This is a genomic window from Streptomyces fagopyri, from assembly GCF_009498275.1.
Lineage (GTDB): Bacteria > Actinomycetota > Actinomycetes > Streptomycetales > Streptomycetaceae > Streptomyces > Streptomyces fagopyri.
Map to the genome: position 1 here is coordinate 8,463,382 of NZ_CP045643.1, position 14,622 is coordinate 8,478,003.

Here is a 14,622-nt window from a genome sequence, read left to right on the forward strand (position 1 = left end):
GGACCTTCGTCCCCCGCGGCCCCTCAGTGGTGCCGACGGCCCCTCAGCGCGTGCCGACCGCCGCCCGTACGGCCCGGCGGGCCATCTGGCAGTCGTCGTGCAGCCTCCGCAGCAGCAGCCGTTGCTCCTCGCCGGACGGCACGGCGCCCGGGTGGGCCGGCCCCGGGACGACCGGGATCGCGTCGTGCATCGAACGCTGCACCGCTGTCTCGTACGTACGGATCTCACGGGTCAGTACGAGCATCAGGTTCACCAGGAAGGCGTCACGTGCCGCCGGTCCCGCGGACTGTGCGAGCTGACTGATCTGACGGCGCGCCACGGGAGCGTCACCGAGGACCGCCCACAGCGTCGCCAGGTCGTAGCCCGGCAGGTACCAGCCCGCGTACTCCCAGTCCACCAGCACTGGACCGGCCGGTGAGAGCAGGATGTTCGACAGCAGGGCGTCTCCGTGGCAGAACTGGCCCATGCCCTGACGGCCCGCCGAGTGGGCGATGCCGTGCAGCAGCTTCTGCAGATCGCCCATGTCCCGGTCCGTGAGCAGACCCAGGTCATGGAAACGGGAGATGCGCTCGGCGTAGTCCAGCGGGGCGTCGAACGTCCCCGCCGGGGGCCGCCACGCGTTCAGCCGGCAGACCGCGCCCAGCGCCGCGCGGATGTCCGCGCGGGGCGGCGCCTCGGCCGGGTGCCGCTGGAGCGCGGCCACCCTGCCCGGCATCCGCTCGATCACCAGGGTGCAGTTGTCCGGGTCCGCCGCGATCAGCCGGGGCACTCGGACGGGCGGGCGGTGCCGCACGAACGAGCGGTATGCGGCTATTTCGTGCCTGATCCGCTCGGCCCAGAGGGGAGAGTGGTCCAGTAAACACTTGGCGACGGCCGTACTGCGCCCGGTCGTACCGACCAGGAGCACGGAGCGCCCGCTGCGGCGCAGAACCTGGACCGGGGCGAACTCGGGACAGATCCGGTGCACCGACGCGATCGCCGTGCGCAGTTGCGCGCCCTGAGGGCCGGACAAGTCGAGTCTCCCGCTGAGCGGTTGGGTGCCGATCCCCGGAACGCGCCGTGTCCTGGCGGCTCCGAGCATGGGGGCCGCCGGCCGCGCGGGGTCGAGGTAGGGGCCGCTGCCCGCCGGACGGGGATGCAGCGGCCGGGGCGGAGCGGACACGGAGGACGATGCTGTGTACATGGGCGAAACAGATCCCTTCGTGTGCCTGCAAGTTGCCGCGCCGCCCGTCCCGGCGATCCGGGTACACCCTGGGGGAATGTCCCTGGCAACCGGGTCGGGGTGGCGCATTCCTACCTGACACCGGGTGCCCAGTGGCACACCATCTGGCGCACCCTGGCGAACCCTGGCGAATAGTCGCTCAGCAACTGACAGAGGGTTACTGTCAACTCAGCCGAGAACCTGGGGGCTTGATGTGAACGGACAACCCAACGCTCGTCTGTCGGACCTGTTCGGCCTCGCCGGCTGGTCCAAGGGCGAACTCGCGAGGCTGGTCAACAGACAGGCGGCGGCCATGGGCCACCCCCAGCTGGCGACCGACACCTCACGGGTCCGGCGCTGGATCGACGTGGGGGAGATCCCGCGCGATCCGGTTCCCCGGGTGCTGGCGGCTCTGTTCACCGAGCGTCTCGGCCGTGTCGTGACCATCGAGGACCTCGGTCTGGTCCGGCACGGGCGTGTGGGGAAACGGCCGGGCGGCGGGAATGCGGAACATCCCGACGGAGTGCCGTGGGCGCCCGAGCGGACTGCTGCGGTCCTCACCGAATTCACGGGAATGGACCTCATGCTCAACCGACGCGGCTTGGTGGGCGCGGGTGCCGCGCTCGCCGCGGGATCCGCACTCAGCAGTGCCATGCACGATTGGCTGCACACCGATCCGGCCCTGGCGGCCGACGTCCCTGACCTCGACAATCCCCTGCACGCCGACCCCGCTGGGTTCGACCGCTACGAGGCCGCCCCCATCGGGTCGCAGGAGATCGAGGAACTGGAGCGCTCGGTCGAGGTGTTCCGGGCCTGGGACGCGGCCCGCGGCGGCGGGCTGCAACGCAAGGCCGTGGTGGGCCAGCTCAACGAGGTGGGAGGCATCCTCTCCTACCGGCATCCCGACCATCTTCAGCGGCGCCTGTGGGGCGTCGCCGCCAATCTCGCCGTCCTCGCGGGCTGGATGTCGCACGACGTCGGCCTGGAGCCCACGGCACAGAAGTACTTCGTCATCGCCGCCCACGCGGCGCGGGAGGGCGGTGACCGGCCCCGTGCCGGGGAGGCGCTCTCCCGCGCCGCGCGTCAGATGGTCCACCTGGGCCGTCCGGACGACGCCCTGGACCTGATGAAGCTCGCCAAGTCGGGCTCGGGGTCGGAGATGCTGCCGCGCACCCGGGCCATGCTCTACACCATCGAGGCCTGGGCACAGGCGTCGCTGGGCAAGGGGCAGGCCATGCGGCGCACCCTGGGCGAGGCGGAGGACCTCTTCGTCTCCGACCGGGGTGACGTGCCACCGCCGAGCTGGATGCAGATGTTCGACGAGGCGGACATGCACGGCATGCAGGCCCTGGCCTACCGGACGCTCGCGGAGCACGACGCGGCCGCGGCGGCCACGGCGCAGCGTCACGCCAAGGAGGCACTGCACCTGCGGGACAACGGACGGCAGCGGTCACAGATCTTCGACTGGCTGTCACTGGCGTCGGCGTGCTTCATCGCCGACGATCCCGAACAGGCGGACCGCTATGCCCGGCTGGCACTGGTGTCGATGGGGGCGAACTCCTCCCACCGCACCTGGGACCGGCTGCGCGAGATGTACCGGCTGACCGCTCAGTACTCCAGCTATCCGAAGATCCACGAACTGCGTGAGGAGATCCAACTCGCCCTTCCCAAGCCGGTGCCGAGGCCGAGGCGTGAGGGAGACGCACAGGTCTGAGACCGCCTGTGCGAGGAGATGCGGTGGGGTCGTCCCGTGGGCCGGGCGCGGTGTCCGGTGTGGCCGGCGGGAGTTCAGCCGCCGATCCTGGCGACGAGCACGCAGGCGTCGTCCTCGCGTCGGGTCTCGCCGAACTCCTCGACAACCATCCGTACGCAGTCCTGGGCCGTGTCGGCTCCGTCGAAGAGCGGGGCCAGGTCGAACAGCCTCTGGACGGCCGCCGCCCCGTGGGCCCGGGGGACCAGTCCGTCGGTGCGCAGGAGCAGCACGTCGCCGTCCTCCAGGGTCTCTTCGGCCTGCCCGTAGGCGGCACCCGAGGTCGCGCCGAGCAGCACGCCGTGCGGTGCCGTCAATATGCGCCCCGTCCCGTTGCGGAACAGCAAGGGGGCGGGGTGTCCCGCCTGCGCCCAGGTGAGGGTGCGGGTCTCGGGCCGGTACCGGCAGCAGACGGCGCTGCCGAGGACCGGCTGCGCCGAGACGTCGACCAACCGGTCGAGCAGGGACATGAGCCGACCCGGTTGGGTGCCCGCCATGGCCATGCCGCGCAGGGCGCCCAGCAGCATGGCCATGCCGGAGGCGACGGCGACGCCGTGCCCGGTCAGGTCGCCGATGCTCAGCAGGGTCTCGCCGTCCGGCAGTTCCAGCGCGTCGTACCAGTCTCCGCCGATCAGCGGGGCGGCCGAGGAGGGGAGGTGATGGGCCGCCAGGTCCAGTGTCCCGGGACCCTGTCGGGCGAACCGCAGGCTGGCGTGGAACGGCGGCAGGACCGCCTCCTGCAACTCGGCGGCGAGCCGGTGCTCGTTCTGCGCGAAGCGCCGGTCGTGCCGCAGTGATTCCCGGGTCTCGCTCACCGTCCGCTGGCTGCGGCGCAGTTCGCTGACGTCGCGCAGCACCGCCCACATCGCCGCGGTACTGCCGTCGGTGTCGAGCACGGGCTCACCCATGATGTGCACGGTCCGTACGCCGCCGTCCGGGCGCACGACGCGGAACTCTCCGTCGATCGGCTTCGCGTCGATGAGGCAGTCGGTGACCATCGCCGTCAGCATCGGCCGGTCCTCGTCGAGCACCAGTGACGGCAGCTCGTCGAGGCTGAGCGGGGGGGCGGCGGGGTCGCGGCCCAGGATCTGGTACAGCTCCCCGGACCAACTGGCCGCGTCCGTCAGCAGGTTCCACTCGGCGCTGCCGACCCGGCTGAGCAAGGAGCCTTCTCCGGTCGCGGCGGGCGCGGCGGCGGGTTCGACGGGCGCCGGCGGGGGACCGTCCCGCAACTGCGCCAGGTGCTCGTCCAGGTCGTTGAGCTGATGCATCGCCAGGTCGCACAGTGCGCGCTGCCAGCGTCCCTGGGCGTCCGCGCCGTCGACGGGCGCGTCACGTCGTACGGCGTCCATCTCGCCGCGCAGTCGCCGCGTCTGCGAGATCAGCGCGTCGACGGCGCCGCGCCGGGGCGGCTGCGCGGCGGGGCGGTCCGCAGAGAGATGGGGTGGCATGACGCACTCCGATGAGGGGACGGTACGACCAGAGCTGGGCGGTAGGACCGTTACGACTGTTGCACAGCCCGCGACGCCCTGTAAGGGATTTGGCAACACACGATCCGGTGGTGCTTCTGGCATATGCCGCAGTCCATTGGGAGGGGTCGGCCAGGACCGATGAGGTACGCGCTCCGCTTGCCCAAGTCGTAGAGGGTGTACGTGACTTGACAGTTCGCGACGCTGGCCTGCGCCCTTTCTCAGTCTAGTGTTCGAGGGTCATGTGTGCGGGTCCTGTCCAGGGCATGTTCGGATTCAGAGGCCGCGGGTGAACTCCCCCACCTCCGCCTCGTAGAGAGGTCCTGGGTCGATGCCCATGGAGGCGAAATTGTCCTCGATCTCCAGGCTCACCAGACCGTGCAGATGAGCCCAGAGCATCATGGTCCGTGAGGCGACCGCCGGGGGGACGTCCTCGACTCCGCGGCGCTCCATCCACTCCCGGACCTGGACGCGTGCGCCCTCGGGAACGGCCGTGTCCGGCGCCGCCGGCGCGTTCGCCACGTTCAGGACGACGTTCATCGCCCGCTGGGCCGCCTCGACCAGGCGGTCGGAGTGGGCGTCGTACCCCTTGAAGGGGGCCCGGAACAGGAGCCGGTAGCGGTGCGGTTCGGTCCGGGCCCAGGCGCGGTAGGCCCGCACGACCGAGGCCAGGCGTTCGGTGTCGTCCCCGGCGGGGGCGTCGGCGGCGTGGGCGAGAGCGGCCGCCAGCGCCGAGTAGGCGTCGACGACCAGCTCGGTGAGCAGGCTGTCCCGGTTGGCGAAGTAGCGGTAGAGCGCCGGGCCGGTCATGCCCAGCTGTTTGGCGACGGCGTTGAGGGACAGCGCCTCCGGGCCGCCGTCGGCCAGCTGGCGCAGCGCCGCCGCCTTCACCTCCTCCCGTACCTGCGCGCGGAACCGATCGCGCGGGCCCGGTCCGGTCCGGCTCTCCGTGGTCACGTCATCGCCTCTTCTGTCACTCGTCGGAATGGGACTTGACGTACCCAGTGTAGAGGGGCAAGCTTTAGTTAGAACCTATAACGCAAGCATGACTCTCTAACGAAAATTCCGCCGAGCAGAGGAGCCGACCGACATGGACACCCACACCACCGCGAACCTGGTGACCGAAGTCGTCCTGCCGGGTGTCGTGGAGCCCTCCGGCCTGCGGATCCGGACGCGTCCCGCGCCGGAGCCGGCGGCCGGTGAGGTCCTCCTCGCGCTGGAGGCCTCCGGGGTCTCGTTCGCCGAGCAGCAGATGCGCCGCGGTAAGTACTACGACCAGCCGGCCTTCCCCTTCGTGCCCGGGTACGACCTCGTCGGTGTCGTCCTGCGGGCCGGCGCGGGCGTCGACGCGTCGCTGGTGGGCCGGCGTTTCGCGGCGCTGACCAAGGTGGGCGGCTGGGCCAGCCGCGTCGTGCTGCCCGTCACCGACCTGGTGGAGGTGCCCGGCGGGCTCGACCCCGCCGACGCCGAGACGGTCGTCGTCAACGGCATCACCGCCTGGCAGATGCTGCACCGCGTCGCCAGGGTCCGGGCAGGCGGAACCGTGCTCGTGCACGGGGCGAACGGCGGAGTGGGTTCCACCCTGGTCCAGCTCGCCGCCCACGCCGGAATCCGGGTCATCGGCACCGCGTCGCCCCGCCACCACGACGCGGTCCGCGCGCTCGGCGCCACGCCGCTCGACTACCGGGCCACCGATCTGCCCGCCCGCGTACGCGAGTTGGCGCCAGATGGCGTCGACGCGGTCTTCGACCACGTCGGCGGTGACGGCATCGTCGACTCCTTCCGGCTGCTGACCCGCGGCGGCACGCTCGTGTCGTACGGCACCGCCTCGACCCGGGACGTCGCCGGCTCCTCCAGACTGCCGGTGCTCAAGCTCGTCGGCCGGCTCCTCCTCTGGAAGGCGCTGCCCAACGGCCGGCGCACGCACTTCTACAACATCTGGGCGGGCAAGCGCCGTGCCGCCGCCTTCCAGGAGCGGTTGCGCACCGACCTCGGGCAGGTGTTCACGCTGCTCGCCCAGGGCGCGATCACCGCGCAGGTCGCGGCCCGCGTCCCGCTCGGCCGGGCCGCGGAAGCCGTCCGCCTCGCCGAGTCCGGCACCGTCACCGGCAAGGTGGTCCTCGTCCCGGACCCCCTGCCCCACCCGGAGGCGTGAGGAGCGGACAGCCCGCCGGTCCGGCGACCCGGCGCCCGTGGGGTGCCGGCCGGAAATCCACGGCCGGCCGTCATGGTTCGGCCGCTGTTCACCCGCAACTCACCAGCCGGGTACGGCACTCGGCGAACAGCGCGGGCACGCTGACGCGCGGTGTGCCGCAAGGGCACTCCGGTGAGGAGGGCGGGTCAATGACACCGATCAGCCGAAGAGGTTTCGTGGGGCTCGGGGCATCCGTGGCGGCCGGCACCGCGCTGGGCCTCGGCCCGCGTCCTGCGGTGGCGGCCGGCACGGCGAGCGGCACCATCACCGACGTACGGCACGTCGTGATCCTCATGCAGGAGAACCGGAGTTTCGACCATTACTTCGGCCGTCTCAAGGGCGTCCGCGGATTCGGCGACCGTAGCGGCATCACGCTGTCCGGCGGGTATCCCGTCTTCAACCAGCCCAACGGCGTCGGCCGGCAGTACCCGTGGAAACTGAGCTCGACACCGGCCGCCGGCGGCAAGGACGGCGAGACCCTCGCGCAGTGCAACGGCGATCTCCCGCACTCCTGGACCTCCCAGCACTCCGCGTGGAACAAGGGACGCCTCGACACCTGGGTCTCGGGTGTCGGCAGCGTCCGTTCGCTCGGCTACCTGGACCGCACCGACATCCCCTTCCACTACGCGCTCGCCGACGCCTACACGATCTGCGACGCCTACTTCTGTTCCGCGCTGAGCGCCACCGGGCCCAACCGCACCTACCTCTGGTCCGGCAAGATCGACGCGTCCAGCTACGACGGCGGCGACGAGTCGGGCCTGACCTGGCAGAACTACGCGGAGGCGCTCCAGACGGCCGGAGTGACCTGGAAGGTGTACCAGAACGCGCAGGACAACTACGGCGACAACGCCTGCGCCTACTTCAAGAAGTTCGCCGCGGCCAAGGCCGGTGACCCCCTCTACGACCGGGGCATGGCCTCCGTGCCGCGCGCCACCGGCTCCACACCCGACGACATCGCCGCCGCCATCAGGTCCGACGTCCTCGCGGGCGCCCTTCCGCAGGTGTCCTGGGTGGTCGCCGACCAGGCCTCCTCCGAGCACCCGTACGCCCCGCCCGGGGACGGCGCCCACTTCGTCGACCTCGTGTACAAGGCCCTCGCCGCCGATCCGGACGTCTTCGACTCCACCGTCCTCTTCCTCAACTACGACGAGAACGACGGCTTCTTCGACCACGTGCCGCCGCCGGTCCCGCCCGCGAACACGGCGGGGGAGTTCCTCGGGACAACTCCCCACGGTCTCGGATTCCGCGTCCCGATGGTGGTCGTCTCGCCCTGGACGCGCGGCGGCTGGGTGTCGTCGGAGGTCTTCGACCACACGTCCGTGCTGCGCTTCCTGGAGACCTGGACGACCTCGCTGGGCAGACCCGCCGCCTGCCCGAACATCAGCGCCTGGCGACGCAAGGTCACCGGCGACCTGACCGGCGTCTTCGACTTCGCCCACCCCGTGTACGGCGCCGTCGCGCTGCCCGCCACGCGCGTCATCGGTACCGCCACCTGCGGTCCCCTGCCCAACCCGGTCCCCACCACCAACTCCCTGCCCGTCCAGGAGCCCGGCACCCGGCCCGCCCGCGCTCTGCCCTACCAGCCGAACGGCTACCTGGACCATCTGGAGTTCGGTGCGAGCGGCCGGGTCCTCGCCTGGTTCGCCATGGCCAACCAGGGCACCCCGGCCAGGAGCGCCGCGCACTTCTCGATCCACCCGAACGCCTACCGCGACACCACGCCCTGGCCGTACACCGTCGACGCGGGCGGCACCGCCTCCGACTACTTCAACATCGGTGCGGGGTACGGCGACGGGAAGTACGACCTGACCATGACCGGGCCCAACCGCTTCCTGCGCCGGTTCAGGGGAGACGCGACCCAGGCGGGCAAGTCGGCCGAGGTGAGCACCCGTTACGCCACCGAGCCCGGGACCGGGAGGACGGCCGTCTACTTCAGGATGGCCAACTCCTCCGCCTCGGCCGTGCGGTTCACCATCACCGCGAACCAGTACCGCGGCGACGGGCCGTGGACGTACACCGTCGCCGCGGGCGGCTGGACCGAGGACTACTTCAACGCGGTCGCGTACCAGGACGGCTGGTACGACTTCACGCTCACCGTCGACTCGGACGCGAGCTGGTCACGCCGGTTCACCGGACACATCGAGACGGGCGCCGCGAGTGTCAGCGGCTGATCACGCGTAGAGGGCCGGGCGCGCGGCGAGTTCGACGGCCACCCGGCCGCCGCTCTCCAGCGCCCGGACACCCGCCTCGGCCACCGCCGACGCGGCGTACCCGTCCCAGACGCCGGGCCCGGTCACCCGGCCCTCACGGGTGGCGTCCACCCAGGCCTGCACCTCGCGGTCGTAGGCGTCGGCGAACCGCACCAGGTAGTCCTGCGCTACCTCCTGGTGCGCGCCGCCCGCCGTCGTCACCCGCATCGCGTCCTCGTCCCCGATCCGCGCGCTCCCGGACTCGCAGACCGCCTCGCAGCGCACCTGGTAGCCGAACCCGGTGTTGACGAAGACCTCCACGTCGACGAGGGCGCCCTCCGCGGTCTCGAACAGAACGAACTGGGGGTCGAGGAGGTCCGCCGGCGCGTGCGTCGAAGGCCGCGGACGCAGCACCGTCACCGCCGTGAGTTCCTGGCCGAGCAGCCAGCGGGCCGCGTCGATCTCGTGCGAGACGGAACTGTTCACCACCATCGCCGAGGTGAAGCCGGGCGGGGAGGAGACGTTGCGGTGCGTGCAGTGGAGCATCAGCGGACGTCCCAGCCGCCCGCTGTCCAGGAGCGCCTTCAGGCGGACGTACTCGGGGTCGTACCGGCGCATGAAGCCGACCTGTGCAAGCCGCCGCCCGAGCCGTGCCTCGGCCTCCACCACCCGCAGCGCGCCGGCCGACTCCGGCACCATGGGCTTCTCGCACAGGACCGGCAGTCCGCGCTCGAAAGCCGCCAGCAGCGCCTCCTCGTGAGCGGGCCCGGGGGAGGCGACCAGCACGGCCCGCACGCCGGGCGCGTCCAGGGCCGCCGACACCTCGGTGTGCACCGAGACACCGTCGATCCCGGCGACCGCGTCCTCGGCCCGCCCGGTGTCGGGATCGGCCACCGCCGCCACCCGGGCTCCGTTCACCACTCGGTCGATTCGCCGTATGTGGTCGGCTCCCATGTGGCCCGCCCCGAGGACCGCCACACCCAACAACTCGCTCACGTGCTCACCTCTCGGACCGACAGTTCTCCTGGAGATTGTCGGCCGGAGAGATCAGTAGCGCAGCACCCCGGCGATGCCTTTCGCGTCACCCAGACTGCCGTCGGGGACGAATCGGACCTCGGCGCCGGTCTCCAGACACTGTTCGACGATCTCGTCGACGATGTCCTCGCGGGCGTCCAGGTCACCGCTCTCGGCCGGGACCAGGTGGTCTCCGCCGTCGCGGACCGTCTCGCGGTAGTTCTCCTCCACGGCGAGCAGCCGGACCCGGGCCTGCGACGCGTTCTGCCACACCTCGTCGACCCCGGCGGCGAACTCCTTGCGGCCGCGGGCCGATTCGAGCTCGCGGGCCACGGCCTCGGTGCTCCTCCGCTCCTCCGCGCCGACCAGCGGGCGGACCGCCTGCCACACGGCCTCGGGCGTGCCGTGCGCGAGGCCGCCGTGCTGGAGGTGCCAGGCGTCCTTCGTGACGGTTCCGACCTCGTCGAGGAGCGACAGCGCGGCGGTCTCACCGGTGATGTACAGCGGGCGGTCCTGCTCGCGCAGGACGGCGCTCATCGCGGTGTCGGCCTCGCGCAGGAAGTTGCGGGCCCGCTCGGCGCGGAAGGTGCTGGCCAGGTCACCGACACGCTCCTGGCGCTCCGCGTCCGGGTCCTCCAGGCTGCGGGTCAGCGGGAAGCCGTCGGTGTGCTCCTCGGTGACCCGGTCGCCGCCGCCGTTCCACAGCGTCACCCGGTCGGCCGAGACCGAGAGCACCCAGAACGGCCGCTCGGAGGAGTGGGCGGCGACCAGGTTGCGGGTCAGGAAGGTGTCCGAGAGCACGACGCGCTCGGGGACCCGGCGGGCCAGTGACCACACCTGGTGCTCGCCGGGCGCCGCGAAGATCGCCAGACCTTCCTCGGCGTGGGCCAGGTCGACCTCGGAGAGGGCCTGGTCCAGCTGCTGGACCAGTTCGGTGCGGCGCTCCCGGGTGACCGCCGGATCGGACTCGATCTGCTTCTTGGCCTCGGCCACGACATTGCGCAGCCGCACCGGATCCTGGGCGTTGTCCGGTTCGCGGCGGTGCGTAGGCGTCAGCACGGACACCGCGGGGTAGGGCCGCGGCCGGCGCAGTTCGGAGAGGGTTGCGGGACTCAGCGCATGCTCCATATGAGCACCATAGGACTGATTCGCTTATCGGGCATTTGGGGTAATTGGTTGCTAGTGTCGCTCGGGTCGCCCGGCATGCTTCCGACACCGCCGTAGGACCCCCATGACGCAGCCTGAGACGCCCGTGAACGAGGGCGGCACGGACACCGAGGCGCCCGTCGGCGCCGGGCCGGCGCCGGCCTTGGAGCCGACGCCCACCACGATGGTCGTCGGCTCCAAGGTCGTCGCCCGCGTCTACTCGCCGCCCTCCCGCTCCACCCGGGAGACGGGACTCGCGGGAACCCTGATCGCCCGGCCCGTGGCCGGCACGGGGAGGCTGCCGGTCGCCCGGGCCGTGGCGGGTGCCGGGACGGGGACGCCCACCCGTGCCGTGACCGGGTCCGGGAAGCTGAGGCTCGCCTTCGTCTTCCGGTGGATCGCCGTGCGCGGGCCCCGACCCGGACGCGGGCGACCGCGCGGTGTTCGCCGAGGACCTCGCCGGCGGCGACCGCGCGGGCTCCCTCGTCCAACGGGTCGAGGAGACCCCGCCGGCGACCGTCCTCGCGTCCCTCGGGGCGGAGGGCGCGAGCGCGTGCTGCCGGCACGGCCGTCGCCGTGAGGGCGTCGGCCGCGCGACCGCCGTCGGGAGTGCCGCCCCGGCCGTACGCCGGACCCCCTTCCAGTCGTCTCCAGTCGTCGTCCCGCGACGGGATCCCCCTTCGAACCGTCGTCCCGCGATCCGGGGAAAGGCAGACCGTGACCAGTCAGGACAGCACGAACCGTCCGGCGTACGGCGTCCACTCCGAGGTCGGCCGGCTGCGCAAGGTGCTGGTCTGCGCGCCGGGTCTGGCGCACCGACGGCTCACCCCCACCAACTCCGGCGACCTGCTCTTCGACGACGTCATGTGGGTGGAGAACGCCCAGCGCGACCACGCGGACTTCGTGAACAAGCTCCGGGGGCGCGGGGTCGACGTCGTCGAACTGCACGACCTCCTCGCGCGGACGATGGCACTGCCCGCGGCCCGGGACTGGCTCCTGGACCGGAAGATCACCCCGAACGAGGTCGGCGTCGGTCTCGTCGACGGCACCCGGGCGTTCCTCGAGTCGCTCGAACCGGCCCCGCTCGCCGAGTTCCTGATCGGCGGCCTGGCCACCGCCGACCTGCCGGACGACTTCCGCTCCGGCTACCTCGCCCTGGCCCGCGGGTCGACGGGCGGCCGCGAGTACCTGATGCCGCCGCTGCCCAACACCCTGTACACCCGTGACACGACGTGCTGGCTGTACGGCGGCCTCACGCTCAACCCGCTCTACTGGCCCGCCCGGCACGACGAGACCCTGCTGATGAAGGCCGTCTACACCTTCCACCCGGACTTCGCGGGCTCCACGGTGTGGTGGGGCGACCCCGAACGGGACTGGCGGCAGGCCACGTTCGAGGGCGGCGACATCATGCCCGTGGGCAACGGCGTGGTGCTCATGGGCATGAGCGAGCGCACCTCCCGGCAGGCGATCACCCAGGTCGCCGCCGCGCTCTTCGCGAACGGCGCGGCCGAGCACGTCATCGTGGCGGGCCTGCCCAGACTCCGCTCCGCGATGCACCTCGACACCGTGTTCACCTTCGCCGACCGCGACCTGGTCACGCTCTACCCGGCCATCATGGAGGCGGTCCGCACCTTCTCCCTCCGCCCGGCCGACCGGGCCCCCGGCATCGAACTCACCGACGAGGGTTCACGTCCCTTCACCGAGGTCGTCGCCAAGGCCCTCGGGCTGTCCGAACTGCGCGTCGTCGAGACCGGCGGTGACGTCTACGCCTCCGAGCGGCAGCAGTGGGACAGCGGGAACAACGCGGTCGCCCTCGAACCGGGTGTGGTCGTCACCTACGACCGCAACACCCAGACCAACACGCTGCTGCGGGAGGCCGGTGTCGAGGTCATCACCATCGTGGGCGCCGAACTGGGGCGGGGGCGCGGCGGAGGCCACTGCATGACCTGTCCGATCGCGCGGGACCCGGTGGAGTTCTGATGGCCGGGTCAGAAGGTGTCGGGATCCGCCGCCGCCCAGTCCCGCTCCCAGGACGCCGGCGCCTCGGCGAGCAGAACCCCGGGCTCCAGCCACTCGTAGAGCTCCGCGTACGAGCGCACGGTCGTCGCGTCCGTACGCCGCAGCAGTTGGCGGGGGGTGAGCTCGGCGGGATCGCGTACGCCCATCGCGGCCATGATCCGGGTGGCGCTGCGGACCGTGGCCCGCTGGTAGCGATGCACCCGTACGGACTTGTCGGCCACGTCAAGGACACGGACGCGGCGCGGATCCTGGGTCGTGATGCCGGTCGGGCAGGTGTTCGTGTGACAGCGCTGCGCCTGGCGGCAGCCGAGGGCGAACAGCATCGCGCGCGCCGCGTTCGTGTAGTCGGCGCCCTGGAGCAGCCGGGTGACGAGGTCCGCGCCGGTCGCGATTCTGCCGCTCGCGCCGACGCGCACGCGGTCGCGCAGGCCGGTGCCGACCAACGCGTTGTGCACCGTGATCAGGCCCTCGGTGAGCGGTGTTCCGAGCCGGCCGGAGAACTCCGGGGGCGCGGCCCCGCTGCCGCCCTCCGACCCGTCGACCACGATGAAGTCGGGCGTGACCCCTTCCGCGAGCATCGCCTTGCACACGGCGAGGAACGCGCGGCGCGAACCGACGCAGAGCTTGAGACCGGTCGGCTTGCCGCCCGCCGCCCGCCGCATCCGGGCGATGAACGCCACGAGTTCGCGGGGGGTCGAGAAAGCCTGGTGGCACGGCGGCGAGAGCACGGTCCGTCCCGCCGTGACGCCCCGCACCCGGGCGATCTCGGCGCTCACCTTCGCGCCGGGCAACACCCCGCCGACGCCCGGATGCGCGCCCTGGGACAGCTTGAGCGACACGCACCTGACCTCCGGCAGTGCCGCCTTGTCCGCGAACTCCCTCTCCTCGAAGCCTCCTTCGGCCGTCCGGCAGCCGAAGTACCCGGTGCCGATCTCCCAGACCAGATCGCCGCCGCCGCGCAGGTGATGATCCGACAGGCCGCCCTCGCCGGTGTCGTGCGCGAAACCGCCCAGCGCCGCGGCCCTGTTGAGCGCGAGGACCGCGTTCGCGGACAGCGCTCCGAAGCTCATCGCCGAGACGTTCAGCAGGGCCATGTCGTACGGCTGGGTGCAGTCGGGACCCCCGACACGGATCACGGGTGGTCTCTCCGGCGCCTCGACCGGGCTCATCGAGGGCACCAGCGACTCGTACCCCGCGCCGTACACGTCCCGCTCGGTGCCGAACGGTTCCGGTGCCTCGGCGCCGGCGGCCCGCGCATGGACGAGGTCGCGCAGCGCACGGTCGTACGGACGCCCGTCCTGGTTCCGCTCGACGACGTGGCGCTGCACATGTGGCCGTACGGCTTCCGCGAGGAAGCGCAGATGGCCCAGCAGAGGGAGATTCCGCAGCTCCGAGTGGCGGGTCTGGGTCAGATCCCACGCTCCTACCGCCGTCAGCGCCAGCAGGACGCCCGCCGCGCACCACCACCAGGCCGAGATCGCACACGCCAGGACCAGGGCCCCGGCCAGGCCGAGGACCACGAGCAGCAGCGAAAGCATCCGGCGCACACCACGAGTGAAGCGCACGTGACGCAAAGGGGCGAAAGCGGGCAATGCTCACGGAGGTCCCCACGTCTGCCGGGGAATTCTTTACCCGTGGCC

At 71.8% G+C, this 14,622-nt stretch carries 10 protein-coding genes; 4 read left to right on the forward strand and 6 right to left on the reverse strand.

From position 1 onward, the window contains the following. Window positions 1-43: 43 nt before the first annotated feature. Window positions 44-1,183 (reverse strand): aminoglycoside phosphotransferase family protein, encoded by a 1,140-nt coding sequence (locus tag GFH48_RS36585; protein ID WP_153292350.1) that lies wholly within the window; start codon window positions 1,181-1,183, stop codon window positions 44-46. Window positions 1,184-1,415: 232 nt separating this feature from the next. Here GFH48_RS36585 and GFH48_RS36590 point away from each other — a divergent pair, with 232 nt between their 5' ends. Next, the gene (locus tag GFH48_RS36590) at window positions 1,416-2,915 is read left to right on the forward strand and encodes a DNA-binding protein NsdB (protein WP_153292351.1); all 1,500 of its coding nucleotides are present in this window, start codon (window positions 1,416-1,418) and stop codon (window positions 2,913-2,915) included. Window positions 2,916-2,989: 74 nt separating this feature from the next. Here GFH48_RS36590 and GFH48_RS36595 read toward each other — a convergent pair whose 3' ends face one another. Both GFH48_RS36595 and GFH48_RS36600 read right to left on the reverse strand, forming a co-directional pair. Continuing rightward, window positions 2,990-4,402, reverse strand: coding sequence for a PP2C family protein-serine/threonine phosphatase (locus GFH48_RS36595; RefSeq protein WP_153292352.1), 1,413 nt, complete (start codon window positions 4,400-4,402; stop codon window positions 2,990-2,992). A gap of 294 nt (window positions 4,403-4,696) precedes the next feature. Next, window positions 4,697-5,377 (reverse strand): TetR/AcrR family transcriptional regulator, encoded by a 681-nt coding sequence (locus tag GFH48_RS36600; RefSeq protein WP_153292353.1) that lies wholly within the window; start codon window positions 5,375-5,377, stop codon window positions 4,697-4,699. Window positions 5,378-5,510: 133 nt separating this feature from the next. Between GFH48_RS36600 and GFH48_RS36605 the strand changes: the two genes are divergently transcribed. Continuing rightward, window positions 5,511-6,575: a medium chain dehydrogenase/reductase family protein gene (locus tag GFH48_RS36605; protein ID WP_153292354.1), complete on the forward strand. Its 1,065-nt coding sequence runs from the start codon at window positions 5,511-5,513 to the stop codon at window positions 6,573-6,575. 188 nt (window positions 6,576-6,763) lie between these two features. Continuing rightward, entirely contained in the window at window positions 6,764-8,785 is a 2,022-nt protein-coding gene (locus GFH48_RS36610; protein ID WP_153292355.1) for a phosphocholine-specific phospholipase C, read from the forward strand. Here the strand turns inward: GFH48_RS36610 and GFH48_RS36615 are convergent, their stop codons facing one another. After that, on the reverse strand, window positions 8,786-9,799 hold the full coding sequence (locus GFH48_RS36615; protein ID WP_153292356.1) for a Gfo/Idh/MocA family protein: 1,014 nt from the start codon (window positions 9,797-9,799) through the stop codon (window positions 8,786-8,788). Between the two features lie 51 nt (window positions 9,800-9,850). Continuing rightward, window positions 9,851-10,945, reverse strand: a complete 1,095-nt coding sequence (locus GFH48_RS36620; protein WP_153292357.1) for a baeRF3 domain-containing protein — start codon at window positions 10,943-10,945, stop codon at window positions 9,851-9,853. Window positions 10,946-11,680: 735 nt separating this feature from the next. On the opposite strand from GFH48_RS36620, the gene GFH48_RS36625 reads away from it, so the two are divergent. Next, window positions 11,681-12,943: an arginine deiminase gene (locus GFH48_RS36625; RefSeq protein WP_153292358.1), complete on the forward strand. Its 1,263-nt coding sequence runs from the start codon at window positions 11,681-11,683 to the stop codon at window positions 12,941-12,943. A gap of 8 nt (window positions 12,944-12,951) precedes the next feature. Here GFH48_RS36625 and GFH48_RS36630 read toward each other — a convergent pair whose 3' ends face one another. Further along, window positions 12,952-14,520, reverse strand: coding sequence for an FMN-binding glutamate synthase family protein (locus tag GFH48_RS36630; protein WP_153293292.1), 1,569 nt, complete (start codon window positions 14,518-14,520; stop codon window positions 12,952-12,954). Between the last annotated feature and the right edge of the window lie 102 nt (window positions 14,521-14,622).

Coding starts and splice junctions, on each gene's coding strand:
- GFH48_RS36605 (WP_153292354.1), top strand. CDS start 5,511: ATGGACACCCACACCACCGCGAACCTGGTGACCGAAGTCGTCCTGCCG.
- GFH48_RS36610 (WP_153292355.1), top strand. CDS start 6,764: ATGACACCGATCAGCCGAAGAGGTTTCGTGGGGCTCGGGGCATCCGTG.
- GFH48_RS36630 (WP_153293292.1), bottom strand. CDS start 14,520: ATGCTTTCGCTGCTGCTCGTGGTCCTCGGCCTGGCCGGGGCCCTGGTC.
- GFH48_RS36620 (WP_153292357.1), bottom strand. CDS start 10,945: ATGGAGCATGCGCTGAGTCCCGCAACCCTCTCCGAACTGCGCCGGCCG.
- GFH48_RS36585 (WP_153292350.1), bottom strand. CDS start 1,183: ATGTACACAGCATCGTCCTCCGTGTCCGCTCCGCCCCGGCCGCTGCAT.
- GFH48_RS36595 (WP_153292352.1), bottom strand. CDS start 4,402: ATGCCACCCCATCTCTCTGCGGACCGCCCCGCCGCGCAGCCGCCCCGG.